This is a genomic window from Pararhizobium antarcticum (assembly GCF_001885585.1).
GTDB classification, from domain to species: domain Bacteria; phylum Pseudomonadota; class Alphaproteobacteria; order Rhizobiales; family Rhizobiaceae; genus Pararhizobium; species Pararhizobium antarcticum.
The window spans coordinates 1-18,968 of record NZ_LSRP01000088.1 but is presented as its reverse complement, the minus strand read 5'-3'; the positions used below and the strand labels follow the sequence as shown (position 1 = coordinate 18,968).

General features: G+C 61.9%; 19 protein-coding genes. 6 read left to right on the top strand and 13 right to left on the bottom strand.

Translation table 11 applies throughout. From position 1 onward, the window contains the following. Positions 1-165: 165 nt before the first annotated feature. Together rhaS and AX760_RS13600 are read right to left on the bottom strand one after the other, a co-directional pair. Positions 166-1,155 (bottom strand): rhamnose ABC transporter substrate-binding protein, encoded by a 990-nt coding sequence (gene rhaS / locus AX760_RS13605; RefSeq protein ID WP_071833439.1) that lies wholly within the window; start codon positions 1,153-1,155, stop codon positions 166-168. Positions 1,156-1,290: 135 nt separating this feature from the next. Then, positions 1,291-2,103 carry a DeoR/GlpR family DNA-binding transcription regulator gene (locus tag AX760_RS13600; protein WP_071833438.1) on the bottom strand — a complete coding sequence of 271 codons (813 nt, stop codon included), beginning with the start codon at positions 2,101-2,103 and terminating at the stop codon, positions 1,291-1,293. 211 nt (positions 2,104-2,314) lie between these two features. Between AX760_RS13600 and AX760_RS13595 the strand changes: the two genes are divergently transcribed. After that, positions 2,315-4,414: a bifunctional rhamnulose-1-phosphate aldolase/short-chain dehydrogenase gene (locus AX760_RS13595; protein WP_071833437.1), complete on the top strand. Its 2,100-nt coding sequence runs from the start codon at positions 2,315-2,317 to the stop codon at positions 4,412-4,414. Between the two features lie 26 nt (positions 4,415-4,440). Here the strand turns inward: AX760_RS13595 and AX760_RS13590 are convergent, their stop codons facing one another. Then, entirely contained in the window at positions 4,441-4,599 is a 159-nt protein-coding gene (locus tag AX760_RS13590) for a YqaE/Pmp3 family membrane protein (RefSeq protein WP_071833436.1), read from the bottom strand. A gap of 80 nt (positions 4,600-4,679) precedes the next feature. Between AX760_RS13590 and rhaI the strand changes: the two genes are divergently transcribed. From rhaI to AX760_RS13565, 5 genes are all read left to right on the top strand, one after another. Next, a complete protein-coding gene (rhaI, locus tag AX760_RS13585) occupies positions 4,680-5,975 on the top strand; it encodes an L-rhamnose catabolism isomerase (RefSeq protein WP_071833435.1) in 1,296 nt (431 codons plus the stop codon). A gap of 178 nt (positions 5,976-6,153) precedes the next feature. Beyond that, complete coding sequence (locus tag AX760_RS13580; protein WP_071833434.1) at positions 6,154-6,408, top strand: GlsB/YeaQ/YmgE family stress response membrane protein; 255 nt, start codon at positions 6,154-6,156, stop codon at positions 6,406-6,408. 69 nt (positions 6,409-6,477) lie between these two features. Then, on the top strand, positions 6,478-6,666 hold the full coding sequence (locus tag AX760_RS13575) for a hypothetical protein (protein ID WP_071833433.1): 189 nt from the start codon (positions 6,478-6,480) through the stop codon (positions 6,664-6,666). 42 nt (positions 6,667-6,708) lie between these two features. Beyond that, a complete protein-coding gene (locus AX760_RS13570) occupies positions 6,709-7,170 on the top strand; it encodes a YbaK/EbsC family protein (protein WP_071833432.1) in 462 nt (153 codons plus the stop codon). Positions 7,171-7,304: 134 nt separating this feature from the next. Further along, positions 7,305-7,694 carry a DUF930 domain-containing protein gene (locus AX760_RS13565; protein WP_071833431.1) on the top strand — a complete coding sequence of 130 codons (390 nt, stop codon included), beginning with the start codon at positions 7,305-7,307 and terminating at the stop codon, positions 7,692-7,694. Positions 7,695-8,220: 526 nt separating this feature from the next. Here AX760_RS13565 and AX760_RS13560 read toward each other — a convergent pair. From AX760_RS13560 to bioB, 10 genes are all read right to left on the bottom strand, one after another. After that, positions 8,221-9,249, bottom strand: coding sequence for a histone deacetylase family protein (locus AX760_RS13560; protein ID WP_071833430.1), 1,029 nt, complete (start codon positions 9,247-9,249; stop codon positions 8,221-8,223). Between the two features lie 24 nt (positions 9,250-9,273). Then, positions 9,274-9,777 carry a GNAT family N-acetyltransferase gene (locus tag AX760_RS13555; RefSeq protein ID WP_071833429.1) on the bottom strand — a complete coding sequence of 168 codons (504 nt, stop codon included), beginning with the start codon at positions 9,775-9,777 and terminating at the stop codon, positions 9,274-9,276. Next, positions 9,777-10,724: a 3,5-dioxohexanoate:acetyl-CoA acetone transferase gene (gene kce / locus AX760_RS13550; protein ID WP_071833428.1), complete on the bottom strand. Its 948-nt coding sequence runs from the start codon at positions 10,722-10,724 to the stop codon at positions 9,777-9,779. Before kce ends, AX760_RS13555 begins: the two co-directional genes overlap by 1 nt. Beyond that, positions 10,717-12,072: an aminotransferase family protein gene (locus AX760_RS13545; protein WP_071833427.1), complete on the bottom strand. Its 1,356-nt coding sequence runs from the start codon at positions 12,070-12,072 to the stop codon at positions 10,717-10,719. The genes kce and AX760_RS13545 overlap by 8 nt, the downstream gene beginning before the upstream one ends. 21 nt (positions 12,073-12,093) lie before the next feature. After that, the gene (locus AX760_RS13540) at positions 12,094-13,731 is read right to left on the bottom strand and encodes a N,N-dimethylformamidase beta subunit family domain-containing protein (RefSeq protein WP_071833426.1); all 1,638 of its coding nucleotides are present in this window, start codon (positions 13,729-13,731) and stop codon (positions 12,094-12,096) included. A gap of 142 nt (positions 13,732-13,873) precedes the next feature. Continuing rightward, the gene (locus AX760_RS13535) at positions 13,874-14,857 is read right to left on the bottom strand and encodes a beta-ketoacyl-ACP synthase III (protein WP_245295018.1); all 984 of its coding nucleotides are present in this window, start codon (positions 14,855-14,857) and stop codon (positions 13,874-13,876) included. Further along, a complete protein-coding gene (locus AX760_RS13530; RefSeq protein ID WP_245295020.1) occupies positions 14,854-16,068 on the bottom strand; it encodes an adenosylmethionine--8-amino-7-oxononanoate transaminase in 1,215 nt (404 codons plus the stop codon). Before AX760_RS13530 ends, AX760_RS13535 begins: the two co-directional genes overlap by 4 nt. Before the next feature lie 62 nt (positions 16,069-16,130). Further along, the gene (gene bioD / locus AX760_RS13525) at positions 16,131-16,769 is read right to left on the bottom strand and encodes a dethiobiotin synthase (RefSeq protein ID WP_071833424.1); all 639 of its coding nucleotides are present in this window, start codon (positions 16,767-16,769) and stop codon (positions 16,131-16,133) included. Further along, on the bottom strand, positions 16,766-17,911 hold the full coding sequence (locus AX760_RS13520; RefSeq protein ID WP_071833423.1) for an 8-amino-7-oxononanoate synthase: 1,146 nt from the start codon (positions 17,909-17,911) through the stop codon (positions 16,766-16,768). Before AX760_RS13520 ends, bioD begins: the two co-directional genes overlap by 4 nt. Beyond that, positions 17,908-18,867, bottom strand: a complete 960-nt coding sequence (gene bioB / locus AX760_RS13515; RefSeq protein ID WP_245295019.1) for a biotin synthase BioB — start codon at positions 18,865-18,867, stop codon at positions 17,908-17,910. The genes AX760_RS13520 and bioB overlap by 4 nt, the downstream gene beginning before the upstream one ends. Between the last annotated feature and the right edge of the window lie 101 nt (positions 18,868-18,968).

Sequence of the window (18,968 nt, the reverse complement as noted above, 5' to 3'; positions counted from 1 at the left end):
TTCGCCAACCGCGCACTCCCTCTTTTCCCCGACGGGGAGAAGTGCCGAGCGCCCGCGAGGCTATGAGGGGGTCTTTCCACAAACGCTATGTTTGCCGAACCGCCCCCTCATCCGGCCCTCCGGGCCACCTTCTCCCCGCCGGGGAGAAGAGGCAGATCTCCCAGATCAGAAGATCTTCGAAAACTCTTCGACGTTCGAAGCGTCGTAGACGAACGGGTCGGCCATTGCGCCTTCATTGTTGTCGTCGAGCTTGACGGCGCCCATGCGGCCCATTTTCAGTTCCGCGCCCGGCTTTGCTTCCGCGCCGCCGATCAGGTCATAGGCGATCATGGTTGCGGAATAACCGAGGTCGATCGGGTTCCAGATGGCGAAGGACTTCGACGCGCCGGACTTGACATGGCCCGCCATTTCCGAGGGAAGGCCGAGACCGGTGACGTTGATCTGCCCCGTCTTTCCAGCGTCGGTGACGGCCTGAGCCGCAGCAACGATACCGACGGAGGTCGGCGCAATGATCGCCTTCAGGTTCGGGTAGGACTGGATGAGGCCCTGCGTTTCGCGGTAGGACTTGTCGGCAAGGTCGTCACCATAGACGGTGGCCACGACATTGATGCCCTTGTAGTTTGGCAGGACCTTCTTCATTTCCTCGATCCAGACGTTCTGGTTGGTCGAGGTGGCTGTTGCCGAGAGGACGGCAACGTCGCCGCCTTCCGGAAGCTGGTCAGCAGCCAGCTTGATGATCATGTTGCCGATCAGCGGGCTGGACGACGGGTTCAGGTGCATGGAGCGACCGTCCTTGGCAACGCCCGAATCCCAGGAAATAACCTTGATGCCGCGTTCCATGGCCTTCTTCAGGGCCGGAACGAGCGCGTCCGTGTCGTTGGCGGAAACGGCGATCGCGTCAACCTTCTGGGCGATCAGCGAGTTGATGACTTCGATCTGGCCTTCGGCCGTCGTCGTCGTCGGTCCGGTGTAGATCACCTCGACATCGCCGAGTTCCTTGGCGGCTTCCTGGGCGCCCTTGTTGGCTGCTTCAAAGAAGCCGATGCCGAGCGCCTTGACGACGAGCGCGATCTTCTTGGTTTCCGCATGCGCGCTATTGGCCATCAACGCCATGGCGACTGCCGTGGTGACCATCAGTGTCTTGAAAAGCTTCATGATATTCTCCTCCCGTTCAAGCCTCATGCGGTCACGATGACCGCCTTCATCCGGCTTTGTTCTTTCAATCCCCGCCCCAGCGTCCGGCAATGCCCTGGCATGGTGCAGTTGATCCACTCCCCACTTCCCGCCGGTTCAGGCCGACGACGAAGCATTCTCTTCAACGATGCCCGGCCGCGTATTGGCAATGACCAAACCGACGCCTGCATCTTCGAGCATCTGGACGTGACGGTCCTCGATGCCCTGATCCGTGATCACCGTGGTGATGCGCTTCAGCCCGCAGAGAATGAGGCTGGAACGTTTGTGAAATTTCGACGAGTCGATCAGCACGACGAGTTCATCGGCCTGGTCGATCAGCTTTTGCTCGGCCTGGATGAGCAGCGGGTCGCCTTCCATCAGGCCGAGCGGACCGAGCCCCTGGGCACCCATGAACATGCGGCGCGCATAGAAATTGCGGGTCACGTCATTGTCGAAGGGGCTGAGGATGATGTTCTGCTCGCGGTAGATCGTGCCGCCGGAGAGCATCACCGTGTTCTTGGAATGCTTGAGCAGATGCTCAGCGATCGGAAAGGAATTGGTGAACACCTGCATGCGGCGATTGGCGAGAAAATGCACCATCTGGAAGGTGGTCGTACCACCATTGATGATGATCGGCTCGCCGTCCTGACAGAGAGCCACGGCCTCCTTGGCAATCGCCTGCTTCTGGCGGGCATGCAGCCCTTCATTGACGCTGAACGGGCGACCGGCCAGACCGACGAATTGCGGTGGATTGATCGCCTCGGCACCGCCACGCACCCGGCGAAGACGCTTTTGCACGTGCAGCGCCGCGATATCCCTGCGGATCGTCGCTTCGGAACTGTCCGTCAGATCGACCAGTTCAGGCACGGTAATCACCGGCTTGTCCTGGACCGCCGACAGGATGATCCTGTGTCGCTCTTTTTCGTGCATCTGCTCCTCCAACGCTGCCTATGCTTCCATCACGACCGCGCAATGTCAATCACAATCAGTCATATTTTTTCATTGTGCAGTGCAATATGATTGTTTTTGATCGTTTATGATTGACATGCAGCGACAATTTATGTGATCTGATGACAACGAATGCGTTCCCGCCCCTGGCATGTCCAGCCGGCCGACGCGGAATTGACCGGGAGGAATTCACATGCTCGACAAGCAACAAGGGTCACGCTTGGCCAATCTCTGGGACGATGCCAGGTCGGCGGACATGACCGAGGCGGAACGGCTTCTGTACCGCTCCAACCTGCTCGGTTCCGACAAGCGGATCACCAATTACGGCGGCGGAAACACCTCCGCCAAGGTGATGGAAAAGGATCCTCTCGGCGGCGGCATGGTCGAGGTTCTCTGGGTCAAGGGCTCCGGCGGCGACGTCGGCACCATCAAGATGGACGGTTTCTCGACGCTCTACATGGAGAAGCTGGAGGCCTTGAAAGGTCTCTACCGCGGCCTCGAGCATGAAGACGAGATGGTCGGCTACCTGCCGCACTGCACGTTCAACCTCAATCCGCGCGCCGCCTCGATCGACACGCCGCTGCATGCCTATGTGCCGAAAAAGCATGTCGACCACATGCACCCGGACGCGATCATCGCCATTGCCGCCTCCAGGAACAGCCAGGAGCTGACACGCCAGATCTTCGGCGACGATATCGGCTGGTTGCCCTGGAAGCGTCCCGGCTTCGAGCTCGGCCTGTGGCTGTCGAAATTCTGCGTCGAAAATCCGGGTGCACGCGGGTTGATCCTGGAAAGCCATGGCCTGTTCACCTGGGGCGATACGGCGAAGGAAGCGTACGAAACCACGATCGAAATCATCAACAAGGCAATTGCCTGGTTCGAGACGACGAACACGGCGCCAGCCTTCGGCGGCGCCGTCAAGCCTGTCCTGCCAGCCGCCGAGCGCCGGGCCGTTGCGCAGAAACTAATGCCGGTCATTCGCGGCATGATCAGCGCCGACGAGCGCAAGCTTGGCCATTTCGACGACAGCCAGGCCGTGCTCGACTTCGTGACGTCGAAGAACCTTGCGCCGCTGGCAGCCCTTGGAACCTCCTGCCCCGACCATTTCCTGCGCACCAAGATCTGCCCGCTGGTCCTCGATTTCGATCCGGCCAATCCGGATATCGACAAGACGCTGGCCGGCCTCGAGGCTGCCATCGCCGACTATCGCGCCGGATACGCTGCCTATTACGGGCGCTGCAAGCGCGACAACAGCCCGGCGATGCGCGACCCGAATGCCGTCGTCTATCTTATTCCGGGCGTCGGCATGATCACCTTCGCCAAGGACAAGGCGACAGCGCGGATTTCCGGCGAATTCTATGTCAATGCGATCAATGTCATGCGCGGCGCCTCCGGGGTCTCGACCTATGTCGGCCTGCCGGAACAAGAAGCCTTCGACATCGAATACTGGTTGCTCGAAGAGGCAAAGCTGCAGCGCATGCCGAGGCCGAAGATGCTCGCCGGCAAGATCGCGCTGGTCACCGGCGGCGCCGGCGGCATCGGCAAGGCAACAGCCAACCGGTTGATGCTGGAGGGCGCCTGCGTCGTGCTCGCCGATATCGACGAAGCAGCACTGGCCTTAGCACTGTCCGAACTCGGCGGTCGCTACGGCAAGGATTTTGTCCGCTCCGTCAATATGAACGTGACTGACGAGGCTGCTGTCGAGAAGAGCTTTGCCGACGCGCTGCTGGAGTTCGGCGGACTTGATATTCTCGTTTCCAATGCGGGCCTTGCATCCTCGGCTGCGATCGAGGACACGACGCTGGCGCTCTGGAACAAGAACATGGATATTCTTGCGACCGGCTATTTCCTTGTCTCGCGCGAAGCATTTCGCATCTTCCGCAACCAGAAGGCCGGCGGCAACGTCGTCTTCGTCGCCTCCAAGAACGGCCTTGCCGCTTCGCCCGGCGCATCGGCCTATTGCACGGCAAAGGCTGCGGAAATCCACCTCGCACGATGCCTCGCTCTCGAAGGCGCATCGGCACAGATCCGGGTCAATGTCGTCAACCCGGATGCCGTTTTGCGTGGTTCGAAGATCTGGTCTGGCGAATGGAAGGAACAGCGCGCCGCCGTCTACAAGACGGACATGGAAGGGCTGGAGGCGATGTATCGCGAACGGTCCATGCTGAAGCTCAGCGTCTTCCCGGAAGACATTGCCGAGGCGATCTACTTCCTCGCCTCCGACATGTCGGCCAAGTCGACCGGCAACATCATCAATGTCGATGCCGGCAACGCGCAATCCTTCACGCGCTGATGCCCACGATGCGGCTCAGGCGCTGATCAGCGCCTGAGGATGATCCAGATGGCATGGATGATGCCGGGAACATAGCCGCACAGCGTCAGGAGGATGTTCAGCCAGAACTGCAGACCGATGCCGACCTGCAGGAAGACGCCGACCGGCGGCAGAAGAATAGCAACAAGAATACGAACGACGTCCAAGGGGACCTCCAAATGGGTTCAACAATCGAGACGTGGTAACGCGGATAGCGGAGAAAAGTTCAGATGCTGGGGAAGAAACCATGACCGACTTCACGATCGCACCCGATGTGATTGCAAGGGATAACGAGGCGCGCATTGCCGATACACGGTCGGATTACGACCATCTGGGTGCGCAACTTTCGCGCCGCGGTATCGATATCGATGCGGTCAAGGCGAAAGTCACCGCTTACGGTGTCGCCGTGCCTTCCTGGGGCGTCGGCACCGGCGGCACCCGCTTTGCCCGCTTTCCCGGCACCGGCGAGCCACGCAACATCTATGACAAGATCGAGGATTGCGCGGTCATCCAGCAGCTGACAAAGGCGACGCCGACGGTCTCCCTGCACATTCCCTGGGACAAGGTCGACGACCTGAAGGGGCTGCGGGAGAAGGGCAACGCGCTTGGCCTCGGCTTCGACGCGATGAATTCCAACACATTCTCGGACGCACCCGACCAGGCCCATTCCTACAAGTTCGGCTCGCTCAGCCATGCCGATGCGGCAACGCGCCAGCAGGCCGTCGATCACAATCTCGAATGCATCGAGATCGGCAAGGTGCTGGGCTCGAACGCGCTCACGGTCTGGATCGGCGACGGTTCCAACTTTCCCGGTCAGAGCAACTTCACCAAAAGCTTCGAGCGTTACCTCGAGGCGATGAAGGCGATCTACAAGGGCCTGCCGGACGGTTGGAAGATCTTTTCCGAGCACAAGATGTTCGAGCCGGCCTTCTATTCGACGGTCGTGCAGGACTGGGGCACAAACTACCTGATCGCCCAGGAACTCGGCCCAAAGGCCCATTGCCTCGTCGATCTCGGCCACCATGCACCGAATGTCAATATCGAGATGATCGTTGCCCGGTTGATCCAGTTCAAGAAACTCGGCGGTTTCCACTTCAACGATTCGAAATATGGCGACGACGACCTGGATACCGGCTCGATCGATCCCTACCGTCTGTTCCTGGTGTTCAACGAACTGGTCGATGCAGAGACGCGGCAGGCGGAGGGTTTTGCGCCGATGCACATGCTGGACCAGAGCCACAATGTCACCGATCCGATCGAAAGCCTGATGAACTCGGCAACCGAGGTCAGCCGTGCCTATGCGCAGGCGCTGCTGGTCGACCGCAAAGCGCTCGAAGGCTATCAGGACGGCAATGACGCGCTGATGGCGACGGAGACGCTGAAAGCCGCGTTCCGCACCCATGTCGAGCCTATTCTCGCCATGTCGCGCTACGAGGCTGGCGGCGCCATTGCACCGATTGCAGCCTACCGGGCGAGCGGCTACCGCGCCAAAGTCTCGGGCGAACGGCCGGCTTCGAAAAGCGGCGGCGGCGGGATCGTCTGACCCTCTGCAAAACGAAAAAAATCGGAGGCCTCGGCATGGACATGCCGGGGTCTTTTTCTGTGTGATGCACCCATCCACTCCCTACAGGATATATTCGAAAATTGTCACGTGCCCCCCTATCCATCGGACCGCGCCGCACTATTTCGATTGATGAAATGCAACGGGAAAGGAACCATCCATGGGCATTGAAAGTATTCTTATCTTCATCCTGATCGGCGCGATCGCCGGCTGGCTCGCCGGTCTGATCGTCAAGGGTTTCGGCTTCGGCCTGCTCGGCAACATCATCGTCGGCATCGTCGGCGCCTTCATTGCCGGCGCCCTGTTTCCGCGTCTCGGTCTGCCGCTCGGCGATGGCATTCTCGGTGCTATTCTTGCGGCAACGCTGGGCGCTGTGATCCTGCTTCTGCTGATCCGCGTCATCAAGCGCGCCTGAACAGCATCAAAGACCTGCGCGGCCCGCACCTCTTGCGGGCCGTTTTTTCCATGATTAAAGGGAGCCTCGATGTCGGAGCTTTACAAAACGGAACTGGAACTGGCGCTTAAAGCCTTCATAGCCGATCATCCGGGCATGCTGACCCGCGAAGAAGCGATCGGCGCCGTGCTGGAAAACTGGTTCAGCACGCATGGTTACCTGCCGACCGGCCAAACCGGTACGCGCCCCGAAGACCTTGACGCGACCAACGACGACTGAAACAAATCGCTGGCACAATGTCTGGCCGTTTTCGGGAGTGTCATGAGCCTTCATTCCGTCAAGGCGTTCTTCGCCGAACATGCCCCCGATATCACCGTCATCGAACTTGCGCAGAGCACTGCGACGGTCGCGCAGGCTGCAGAAGGCCATGGTGTTGCGCCCGGCCAGATCGCCAAGACCCTGGCGCTGCGTGTCGGCGACGACGTTATCCTGATCGTCACGCGGGGCGATGCACGGCTCGACAACAGGAAATTCAAGGCCAGGTTTGCCAGCAAGGCCAAGATGCTCGCGCTTGATGAAGTCGAAGCGGAAACCGGGCACCCGATCGGCGGCGTCTGCCCCTTCGGTCTGGTGAAGCCGCACACCATCTATTGCGATGTTTCGCTTCGGGCATTCAAGGAGGTTGTGCCGGCCGCCGGCGCGACCAACGCGGCCGTGCGGATCGACCCCATGCGCATGGCAGACCTCACCGGTGCCGAATGGATCGATGTTTCCGAGACGTGAGACCTGTTTTGGACGCGCGACACATTCTTGCCGTTGAAAAAGCACAAAGGTTGATCCGAAATAACCAGCTTTTCGCAGCTGCCGATGTTTGCGGCTGAGTGTGATTTATGGAAGTTCATGGAGTTAACGTGATTATGAGGATACGTATCTGGCCAATTCTGGCCGTCGTTTTCACCGCGACCTCGACATCGGCCATGGACCAGAGACTTGTTCGGCAGTTCGAGAAACTCGATCCGGAAACCCGCCTGGAGCAACGCTGCGATACAGAGGCCATGGAGCGGATCAGCGCCGACAAGAGCGTCTACCGGCCGGACAAGGTGATCGCCTATACGTTTGCCGATCCCGTCATGGAAGAAAACGCCATGAAGGCGCCGGGCGCCGTGTTTCGCAGCAAGGGTGAATGGTACAGGCTGACATTCAAATGCAGCACCGGTCCCGAACACCTCAAGGTTCTATCCTTCAAGTACAAGATCGGCGAGGTCGTGCCCCATGACGAATGGGAGAAACACTATCTGTACCCTTGACGTCTGAGGAGACCGGTGGCGAGCACGCACGATGCGTCGCTGCTTGCAGATATGTTCGTTTGAGCCTTCGTTTACAGAACGATGACGAATAGCATCACCGATGCGAAGGAGAGCGCAGCAAAAATGTTCAGAAGCGTCTTCATGATATGATCAGTCATGTCACACGTCCTTCCTGGCCAGCTAAACCCGGAGCGGTTGCACAAGCATCCAGTCCTTAAGGCAACAACGGATCAATCTTCGATTTGCTCCATCATCAGCGCCGGTTTGGTCGAATTTACGCCACAGAGATTAAAAAAACGTCACCGGCGCCGGAGCTCAACCTCTTGTTAACCGTGTTTCCGATTGGTCTGGACCGGTCTTCCGGCTGGCTCTCGTTCGGTCCGCTACGGAAAGTCTCCCTTGATGACAGCCAGCATCTCCTCACAGCCTTCGACAGGGTGCCGCTTGCCGAGCTGACCTATCGGCAGCAAGGAGCAGTGTCCGGGAGCGGATCGCGCGACTGATCCCAGAACGCCGACTGAAGGGGTCAGCGGCCGGCATTGCCGAACCCTGTCAGGAAGGCTGTCAGATTGTCGGAAAGCGCGTCGCACAAATAGCCGCCCTCCTGGACGATGACGCTTGGCAGGCCGAGCCCGGCGATCGCCTGGGCAATCCTGGCAAAACCGGGCGTCGAGACAGACAACCCGCCAAAGGGATCGCCCTCATAGGCATCGAGCCCCAGCGCCACGACCAGCGCATCCGGCGCATAGGCCTCGATCCGACGCAGGGCCGCGGACAGCGCCTGCAGGAAGCCGTCATCGCCGGTCTTGCGCGGCAGCGGCAGATTGTAGTTGTAGCCGAGGCCGAGGCCTTCACCCCGCTCGTCGGCATGGCCCCAGAAAAACGGATAGAAGCGCACCGGGTCCGCGTGCAGCGACACCGTCAGCACGTCGGCCCGGCCATAGAAAATGCCCTGCGTGCCGTTGCCGTGATGCAGGTCGACGTCGAGGATCGCAACCCGCCGGCCGTCTTTCACCAGATGCTGGGCGGCGATCGCAGAATTGTTGAGAAAGCAGAAGCCGCCGGCAACATCGGCAAAGGCATGATGCCCCGGCGGGCGGCACAAGGCATAGGCCGAGCGATCGCCGGACAGAACTGCATCGGCCGCCTCGACGGCACTCCATGCGCTCCAGCAGGCACTGATCCAGGTGTCCGCTGAAATCGGGCAGGCCGTGTCGGCCATGTGGTAGCCCGCCTGCCCGACGGCAGAGGCCGGATAGCTGCCCGTGCGGGCAAGCGGATGGATGTTCGGGATAACCTCGTTTGACGCTCCCTCGATGCGGCTCCAGCGCAGGAAGATGTTTTGCAGGAATTCCAGATATTCCGGCGTATGGACGGCGGCGATGGATTTCAGGCCATGATTGCGCGGGCGGTGGATTTCGGACCCGGCGGCCTTTGCGCCGGCCACCAGCCGTTCGATCCGCTCCGGCTTTTCCGGGTTTGGCTGCGCCGCGCCGCTCGAAAGGAACATCTTCGGGTCATGCGTCTTCTGCTCGTCGGCATAGAAGGTCTTCATCGGTCAGGCCTTTCGCAAATCATATCAGACACCGCTCTCGTGCTGGCCGGCCAGCACATCGAAGGCATCGCCATACACGGCATGAATATGCTCATGCATCGACCATTCGAGCCCCATGCGCTCATAAAAATGCTGCGCAGCGACATTTTTCGCATCGACCGAGAGGCGCAGGTAACACCCGCCATCCTGCCGCACATGCCCGGCCGTCGCCCGGAGCAGGGCAACGCCGATACCGGCACCACGAAAGCGTTCATCGACCACGATGTCCTGGATATAGGCGCCCGGTTTACCGCGCCATGTCGAGAAACTGGGGAAATACAGCGACAGGCCGGCGAAATCACTGCCGATCTCGGCGATCAGCGCCGTGAAAGCGGGACGGTGCCCGAAGCCATGGCGGAGAAGGTCGGCGGGGGTCGCCGTGATCCTGCCCTCCTCGCCCAGATGCCGGGCGATCATCATCAGGCCGGAATGGATGGTTTCGGCATCACCGGCTACGGCCAGCCGGATACGCAGGGGAGCCTCCGCCATCAGAACGCCACCCGATCGCCGCCCTTGAGCGCCAGCATGGCCCGCGCCTCGTCGGGCGTGGCGATTTCCAGCGACAGGTTTTCGAGGATGGTGCGGATGCGCGCCACCTGTTCGGCATTGGATTTCGCCAGTTCGCCGCGTCCGAGATAGAGGCTATCCTCCAGCCCGACCCGGACATTGCCCCGCATGGTGGCTCCCATCGTGATCAGCGGCATCTGCTGGCGTCCGGCCGCTAGAACAGAGAAGCGATATTGGTCGCCGAACAGCTTGTCGGCAATGCGTTTCATATGCAGAAGATTTTCCGGATCGGCGCCGATGCCGCCGAGGATGCCGAGCACGAACTGGATGAACAGAGGCCCCCTGACCAGCCCGCGATCATAAAAATGCTTCAGCGTATAGAGATGGCCGACGTCGTAACATTCGAATTCAAAGCGCGTGCCGCAGCCTTCACCAAGCTGCTTCAGGATGCTTTCGATATCGGAGAAGGTGTTCTTGAAGATCGTGCCGCGCGTCGCCTCGAGCAGCTGCGGCTCCCATGCGTGCTGCCAGACCATGTCGGGCCTGGCGAGCGGGAAGATGCCGAAATTCATCGAACCCATGTTGAGAGAGCACATTTCCGGCTCTGCCTGAAGCGCTGCCGCCAGCCGATCCTCCAGCGTCATCAGCGAACTGCCGCCGGTGGAGATGTTGATGACGGCATCGGTGGCCTGCCTGATGCGCGGCAGGAACTGCATGAAGACTTGGGGATCAGCCGTCGGGCGGCCGTCCTCAGGGTTGCGCGCGTGGAGGTGCAGGATGGAGGCCCCCGCCTCTGCTGCGGCAATCGCCTGTGCGGCGATCTCGTCCGGGGTGACCGGAAGATGCGGGCTCATCGACGGCGTGTGGACGGAGCCGGTGACAGCGCAGGTGATGATGACCTTGTTTTTCACTTTGACGTCCTTACCCATTCACCGGCAGATCCAGTTCGCGCGCCAGAACCCCGAGCGCATCGGCAAGGATCGCCACCATTTCGCCCACCTGTTCCGCGGTGATGATCAAAGGCGGCGCAAGCATGAAATTGTCGGCCTCGATCCCGTCGCCGCGGATGCGCCGGGAATAGATGATCAGGCCGCGCTCGTAGCAGAGGTCGACGAGGCGCTGGTTGGTGGCCTTGGCCTTGGGCAACGACTGGAAGGTCACGGGGTCGGCCACCAGATCGGCGCCGAGCAGCAGTCCCTTGCCGCGCACGCCGGCAATGAACGGGAAGCGTTTTGACAGCGCCTCCATTTCGCCCTTCAGCAGGGTACCCATCCGGACCGCATTGCCTTCGCAGTCCAGCCGCTCCATTTCCTCCAGCACCGCCAGACCGGCGGCGCAGGCGAGCGGATTGCCGGCATAGGTATAGCCGTGCTGGAAACCGCCCATGTCCAGCACCGGTTTGACCAGCCGCGATGACGCAGCCATGGCGCCCAGCGCCGCATAACCGGAGCCGATGCCCTTCGACATCGTGACGATGTCCGGCCGGCAGTTCCAGTGATCGCCGCCGAGATAGCGGCCGGTGCGGGCAGCCCCGGTCATCACCTCGTCATGGATAAGAAGGATGCCATAACGATCGCAGATCTCGCGGATGCGGGCGAAGTAGCTGTCAGGCGCAACAAGGGCTGCGGTTGCAGCCCCGCCGATCGGCTCCATGATGAAGGCAACGACGCTGTCTGCGCCCTCTTCCAGGATTTTTGCCTCCAGCATATCGGCATACCGCAGGCCACGCTCTTCCATCGACAGGTTGTCGCGGTCGCGATAGGCACGCGGCGCCGGGATGGCGGGCATCGGCTGGATCTGCGGCGCAAAGGTTTCGGTCAGCGCCAGATCGCCGGTGACGCCGAGCGCGCCCATCGTGCCGCCGTGATAGGACGGGAAGCGGCCGATGACCTTCCAGCGCTTCGACTGGCCGGTGGCGACGGCCCATTGGCGGGCGAGCTTGATCGCCGATTCCACCGCTTCGGACCCGCCGGAGACGAAGAAGATCCGGTCGAGATCGCCGGGCATCTTGCCGGCCAAGCGCCGTGCCAGTTCCTCGGCCGGCTCGTTTTCGAAATGCAGGCGATAGGCGAAGGTGGTCTTCTCCATCTGCCGTTTCATCGCCTCGATCACATGACGATTGCCATGGCCGATATTGCTGACCATCGGCCCGCTCGATCCATCGATGAAGCGTTTGCCATCCGCCGTCCAGAAATAGATGCCGTCGGCACGATCGACCAGCGGACGGCGCAGGCGCGTGACGTAGAAGAGATGGGAAGCGGGACGTTCAATGGTCATGTGGATTTGCTCTGTCGAATCTTATCGGTTGAGAAAACGGTTGAGGACATTGGCGGTGATACGTTCCACCATGGAATCAAGGCGCAACAGCCCGGCTACCCATTCGCAGCTTCCGGCGTGGAAGACCTCGCCCTGCCCGCGCTTGAAATGGACGATCATGCCATTGCTGTAGCGAACCTTTTCCATGTTTTCGTCGCTCGCCTCGCCATAGAGCGTCTCGGCAATGAAGCGGCCGTCCTCGTCGCCAAAGAACTGGTCTTCGGGGGCAAGCATGTCGCTTTCTTCGACCTGGCTCGCCATGCCGAGCGCCAGGATTTCGAGGCCCTCCGGCGCGCCGCTGTCGGCCGAAGGATAAGGCAGGCCGTGGCGGATGTCGTAGGAGAGGCCATCGACCTCGTAGCCATAGATATGGCTGTCGGCACCGATAAGATCGCCATAGAACAGGCCGGTGCCGGCAAAGGCCCAGTGGCCGGGGCGATAGACCGGAAAACCCCGGACGCCGCGCGGCGCGCAGCCGCCCCAGCCGGCATAGACGCCATTGGTGGCGTTAAGCCCGAAGGTCAAGGCGCCAGGCCTGCCGATCTCAGGCGCTTCCCAGGAATTGGTGGCACGGGTTATGTCGCCGGTCGCATAGACGGGATCCTGTGTTCGGGCGACATATTTATAGCAGACCTGCCGTCGCCCCTCGTCCTCCAGCCGTGTCTGCCACATGAAATTGCCGGCGAAGCGCGCGACATGGCCGCCTTGATCGACGTATCGATCGATCGCGTCGCGCATCTCCCAGGTCCAGTATTCGTCATGGCCGACGCAGACGACGCAGTCATAACCATCGAGCAGTTCGGGCCGCACATGCAACTCGTCCTGCGACATCAGATCGACGGCATAACCCTGGCGCTCAGCCCAGCGGAAGAAATGGCTGTCGTAACTTGCCCAGCCGGCCGAGGCATATTTCTTGGAATAGCCCTTCGCATAGGCCCATTCCATGTGCGGATACCGCGGCACGGTGCCGGGCGGCAGGCTGACCTCCAGCGGCACACGCGGCGCATCCGCCGGCAGAACGACGAACCCCCGGCCCCATGGCCGTTCGCGACTGACGGTAGTGGCAAACTGGTCGCGGTTTTCCCCGGTTATGCCCTGATAGTGATTGGAGCCGCCCCAGGTGTTGTAGGCCGCCCAGGTACCAGTCGCCGCCACCTGCAGGATCCGGCCGGGTTTCCGTCCGGCATTCGGCACGACGATGATGAGATGATGGCAGCGGATCGGCTTGCCATCGCGACCTTCTGCGGTCAGCGTGATGCGATAGGCGCCGGAGGGCCAGCTTTCGTGGATGCGGAACGTGTGGCTTGGCGCCCAGCCACAACCATCGACGGAACACTGGTCCGGAGTCTCCTGCCAGACGGTGGCAATCTCGTCCGTGCCGTAGACGCTCGTTTCAACGCCGCCATCGCGGATAATTTCCATTTCGCAGGTGGCAGCTGTCGAACTGATATGCAGGTCGACGGTCGCGCCCCGTGCATAGGAGAAGGCGCTTGTGTAGCACCAGATTTCGCCCCGCGCGCCATCCATGCCGGGCGTCTCGTAATAATGCCCGCGCACCGCATGGCGCCGGTCTTCGACGCTCAGCCCAAAATCGGGAAACGGATCGGCCACCTCAACCACACAAGCTCCTCGGCATTCATTTCACGACGCGTGTCGCGCAATGACAGGAGAATGACCGCCGAGGGCGCCGACTGCAAATACATAGTGGCAATAATCGACAGAGATCGGATGACTGCAGCAAAACACCGCTCTCTGCTGCGCCTCATATACCGATGACACAGGCCCCCCCCGTCAAGCCGGCGCCTGCCGCCGTCAGCAGCACCTTTTCACCTGTCGTGAAAGGACGATGGCGATGGGCCAACGACAGGGACAGCGGGATGGTGGCCGCCGACGAATTTCCAAACTCCGCGATCGTCCGGAACGCCCTATCCGGATCGATCAGCAGACCGGCGCACACCGCATCGGAAATGCGGCCATTGGCCTGGTGCGGAACGAAACGATCGATCTCGCCTGCGGCAATCCCGGCCCGGGCCAAGGCGCGGCCGGCACATCCCGTCATCATCCGGACGGCCTGGCTGAACATTTCCCGGCCGTCGCGCATGGTCATCAGGCAATCGGCCGATTCCATACTCGGTGCGAAGGGACGGCTGCTGCCGCCCGCCGCGATCGAGATCAGGTCATAGCCGCGGCCATCGGCGGTAAGGTCCATGCCGAGAAGGCCATGGCCTGTGATATCCGAGGGCGCAAGGACCACCGCGCCGGCAGCATCCGCAAACAGCACAGCCGTTGCCCGTTCGGCCGGATTGATGCGCCGGCTGAGGATATTGGCGGCAACCACCAGAACCGGAAGCCCCTGGGTCCGCACAAAGCCGTCGGCGAGTGTCAGGGCATAAAGAAAGCCCGAACACGCGCCGGCAAGGTCAATCGCCCCGGACCGGGCGAGTCCGAGCTTGTGGGCCAGGAGCGGCCCGGACGGGGGGAGCAAATGATCCGGCGTCGATGTGGCGAGCAGCGTCAATGCCACGCTCTCCCGCGCGATGCCGGCATCCTCAAGCGCCATCGCGCCGGCTCTCGCGGCAAGATCGGTCAGCGTGTCGCCATCCGCTGCCCAGCGCCTGGAGCGGATGCCGGTGCGACGCTCGATCCAGCCGGGTTCGAGACCCAGCTGACGCTCGATCTGCAGATTGTCGACGCGGCGTTCCGGCACCGCATGCCCGAACCCGGCAATCTGGCTGGCGCTGCTCACACCGTGCCCTCGGCGACTCGTTGGGCCGCCTCCTCGATGGCTGCATAGGCGCAATCGAGTTCCGTCGCCGTGACGCAATAGGGCGGCATCAGGTAGATGATATTGCCCAAGGGGCGGATCAGCAGGTTTTTCTGCCGGAAGAAGGCGCGCAGTCGCGGACCGACATCGGCGAGATAACCGCCTCCGGGGACATCAAGGTCGAGCGCCACGATCGTCCCGGTCCGGCGAACATCGGCGAAGTGCCTGTTGTTCTGCAACGGCGCCAGCCGCGCTTCCTGCATTGCCGACAGCGCATCCACGCGAGCGCCGACCGGCTCGTTCTTCCAGACCTCGAGATTGGCAAGGGCGGCAGCACAGGCAATCGGGTTGGCCGTATAGGAACTGGAGTGAAAGAAGGTCCGGCTGCGGTCCGTGGACAGATGCGCGTCGAAGATTGCCGCCGTGCAGAGCGTTGCCGCCAGGGGCAGCGCACCGCCGGTCAGTCCCTTCGAGGTGCAGAGGATATCGGGGGTTAGCGCGGCCTGTGAACAGGCAAACATGGTGCCGGTCCGGCCCCAGCCCGTCATCACCTCGTCCGCGATCAGCAGGCTGTCATGGCGTTCGGCGATCCGCTTCAATTCGGACAGAACCGTGGCGGGGTACATTTTCATGCCACCGGCACCGAGCACCAGCGGCTCGATCAGAAGCGCTGCGACCTGCCCTGTCCGGCAGAAGCCCTCGAAGGCATCGAGCGTATCCTGCTCCTTGCCGGGGGCCGGAAACGGCAGGCGATCGACCCCGAAGAGAAGCGGCTCGTAGGCTGCATTGAAGACGCCGCGCTCACCTGTCGACATGGTCCCGATCGTATCGCCGTGATAGCCGTGCTCCATGACGACGATGCGGCGGCGCGGCGTGCCGGAATTGTGAAAGAAACCGAGCGCCATCTTCAGCGCCACCTCGACACAGGTCGAACCACTGTCGGAATAGAACACATGCGCAAGACCCGGAGGCGCAATTTCGATCAGGCCGCTTGCCAGCGCTTCCGCCGGTTCGTGGGTATATTCGGCGAAGATGATCTGGCCATAGGCTTCGGTGGCATCGCGGATGGCCTGCATGATCGGCGGATGGCGATGGCCGTGGGTAATCACCCACCAGGACGAGATGGCATCGAGGATAAGCTCGCCCGTTTCGTCGACAAGATGGGCGCCCTCGGTGCGGACAATGCGCTTCATCGGCGGCTCGAGCGCGTGCTGCGTGAACGGATGCCAGACGGGCGAGCGGGAAGCGGCAGGGCTCAAGACAGGGCCTCCTGAAAACGGTCCATCGCGAAATGGCTCTGGAAGGCCTGGCGCAGGGACTGCGGCGTCAGGGGATCGAGGCGCGGCAGGCGTCCCAGAACCGGTACGCCGCCCATGCTGGCGATGATCGCCTGCGTTTCGGTCTGCTCGTCCCCGATGAAGGCAACCCCGAACACCGGTATATCGCGGCGGTGCAGGGCTTCCAGCGACAGCAGCGTGTGATTTATGGTGCCAAGACCGGTGCGGGCACAGAGAATGACGGGGATCTGCCAGCGGGCGAAGACATCGGCGAACACGATCGTTTCGCTCAGCGGCACCAGCAAGCCGCCGGCGCCCTCGATCACCAGCGGTCCATCCGCTGCTGGCGGCAGCAGCGTTGCCGGGTCGATTGTCACGCCATCGATGCGGGCTGCCAGATGGGGCGATGCCGGCGTCTTCAGGCGATAGGCCTCGGACAGGATGCGAATGCCGGGGAGACCGCCGAGCCGCCTTACGGTTTCGCTGTCGGTTTCCGTGTCGAGACCGGCCTGCACGGGTTTCCAGTAGGATGCCGCCAACACACCCGCCAACCCGGCCGCAAACACCGTCTTGCCGATGCCGGTATCGGTGCCGGTGACAACAAAGCGCGCCGTCATGCCGGTATCTCCGCCATCACGCCGGCTAGGTCGGCAAACATGTTTCGGATCATCGGCCTGTCGACGTTGAGCGTGATGGCAATCCTCAGCCGGGAGGTCCCCTCCGGAACGGTCGGCGGGCGTATGGCACGGATATCGAACCCCTTGGCGCGCATGCGCGCGGCGATGGACGCAGCCCGGCCATTGTCGCCGATCCTGACCGGCAGGATCTGCGAGCCGCTGCCTTCAAGGCCAAGCACCGCCTCAAGTTCCGCATTGGCGAATGTCCGCAATGCTGCAAAGTCCTGCAGGCGATCCGGCTCGTCGGACAGCAGTTTCAACGCCTCGCGCACGGCGACCGCCATCAGCGGCGACGGTGCCGTCGCATAGATGAAGCTGCGCGCCCGATTGATCAGGTAGTCACAGATCTCGCCGCTGGCGCCGACCAGCGCACCGGACGCACCGAGCGCCTTGCCGCAGGTGTGCAACACGATGATGTTGGAGCGTCTTTCAAGCTCTGCTGCCAGACCCCTTCCGGCGGCGCCGAACACGCCCGTCGCATGGGCTTCGTCGATGACCAGGAAACCGTCATGCCGGTCGGCCAGATCGGCAAGCGCTGCCAGCGGCGCACGGTCGCCATCCATGGAATAGAGGCTTTCGACAGCGATCCACGGATGCCCCGTTGCACCGCTCCGCCGCCAAGCGACAATCGCCGTCTCGAAGGCTGCGACATCGTTGTGCGACACGGACACGGCCGGCGCTCGGCTTGCGCGAATACCGTCATGGGCGCTCGCATGCACCAGCGCATCATGCACAATCAGATCGCCGCGCTGCGGCAGGGTGGCGAACAAGGCCGTATTCGCGGCGTAACCGCTGCCGAAATAGAGCACCCGCTCGACGCCGAAGAACGCCGCCGCTTCCTCCTCCAGCGCCACATGCTCCGGATGATTGCCACGCAGCAAGCGCGAGCCGCCAGCACCGGCCGGCAGACCCTGCGCCAGCGCTGCCGAAAGGGCCGCGCGGATACGCGGTGCCGCCGCCAGGGCCAGATAATCGTTCGAGGTGAAATCGGCGCCGGCCTGCGGCAACAGGGTGCGAAGCCGGCCCTTGCGCTCCAGCCCGGACAGCGATTTGCGATACTGCATCAGCGCGCCTGCGCTCATGCGCCGACATCCGGCTGCATCGGCGTCAGGCCCAACCGGCGAAACAACGCCGCATCCTTGTCTTCGCCCGGATTGCCGGCGGTCAGAAGGGTCTCGCCAACGAAGATCGAGTTTGCGCCGGCGAAGAAACAGAGCGCTTGCATCTCGTCGCTCATTTCGGTGCGGCCGGCCGACAGCCGCACATGCGAAGCGGGCATCAGGATGCGGGCAAGCGCGATGCTGCGGATGAATTCGATCGGATCCACCGGTGGCGCATCGGCCAGCTTCGAGCCGGGTATGGGGATCAGCATGTTGATCGGCACGCTTTCAGGGGGCACCGGCAGGTTTGCCAGCGTCACCAGCATGGAAATCCGGTCATCCGTGGTCTCGCCCATGCCGAGAATGCCGCCGGCGCAGACCTTCAGGCCGGCATCGCGAACATTGGCGAGTGTCTCCAGCCGGTCGGCAAAGGTCCGCGTCGTGATGATCTCGCCGTAGAACCGCTCCGACGTGTCGAGATTGTGGTTGTAGTAATCAAGCCCAGCCTGCGCGAGCGCATCACTTTGCGCCGGCGTCAGCATGCCGAGCGTCATGCATGTCTCGAGGCCAAGCGAACGGACGCCGCGCACCATGGCCAGAACCGCCTCCATGTCGCGGTCCTTCGGGCTGCGCCAGGCCGCCCCCATGCAGTAGCGTGTCGCACCGCCCGCCTTTGCCTTGCGCGCTTCCTCCAGCACACGCTCGACCTCCATCAGCTTCGATGCCTTGAGACCGGTCGGGGCATGGGCGGACTGGCTGCAATAACCGCAATCCTCGGCGCAGCCACCGGTCTTGATCGAGAGCAGCCGGCTCATCTGCACGGCATTGGGATCGAAATGCGCGCGATGAACCGAGTGGGCGCGGAACAGAAGATCATTAAAAGCGAGATTATAGATTTTTTCTGCTGCATCGGAGTGCCAGCGGATAAAACCGGTCATCTCCGGAGAGTTCTTGTCCACTTTATCGATTTTCATCGTCTGCATCAGCGCGTATCTCCGAAAGAGCCGAAATTATCGATTTCTATTATAGATATATTTTC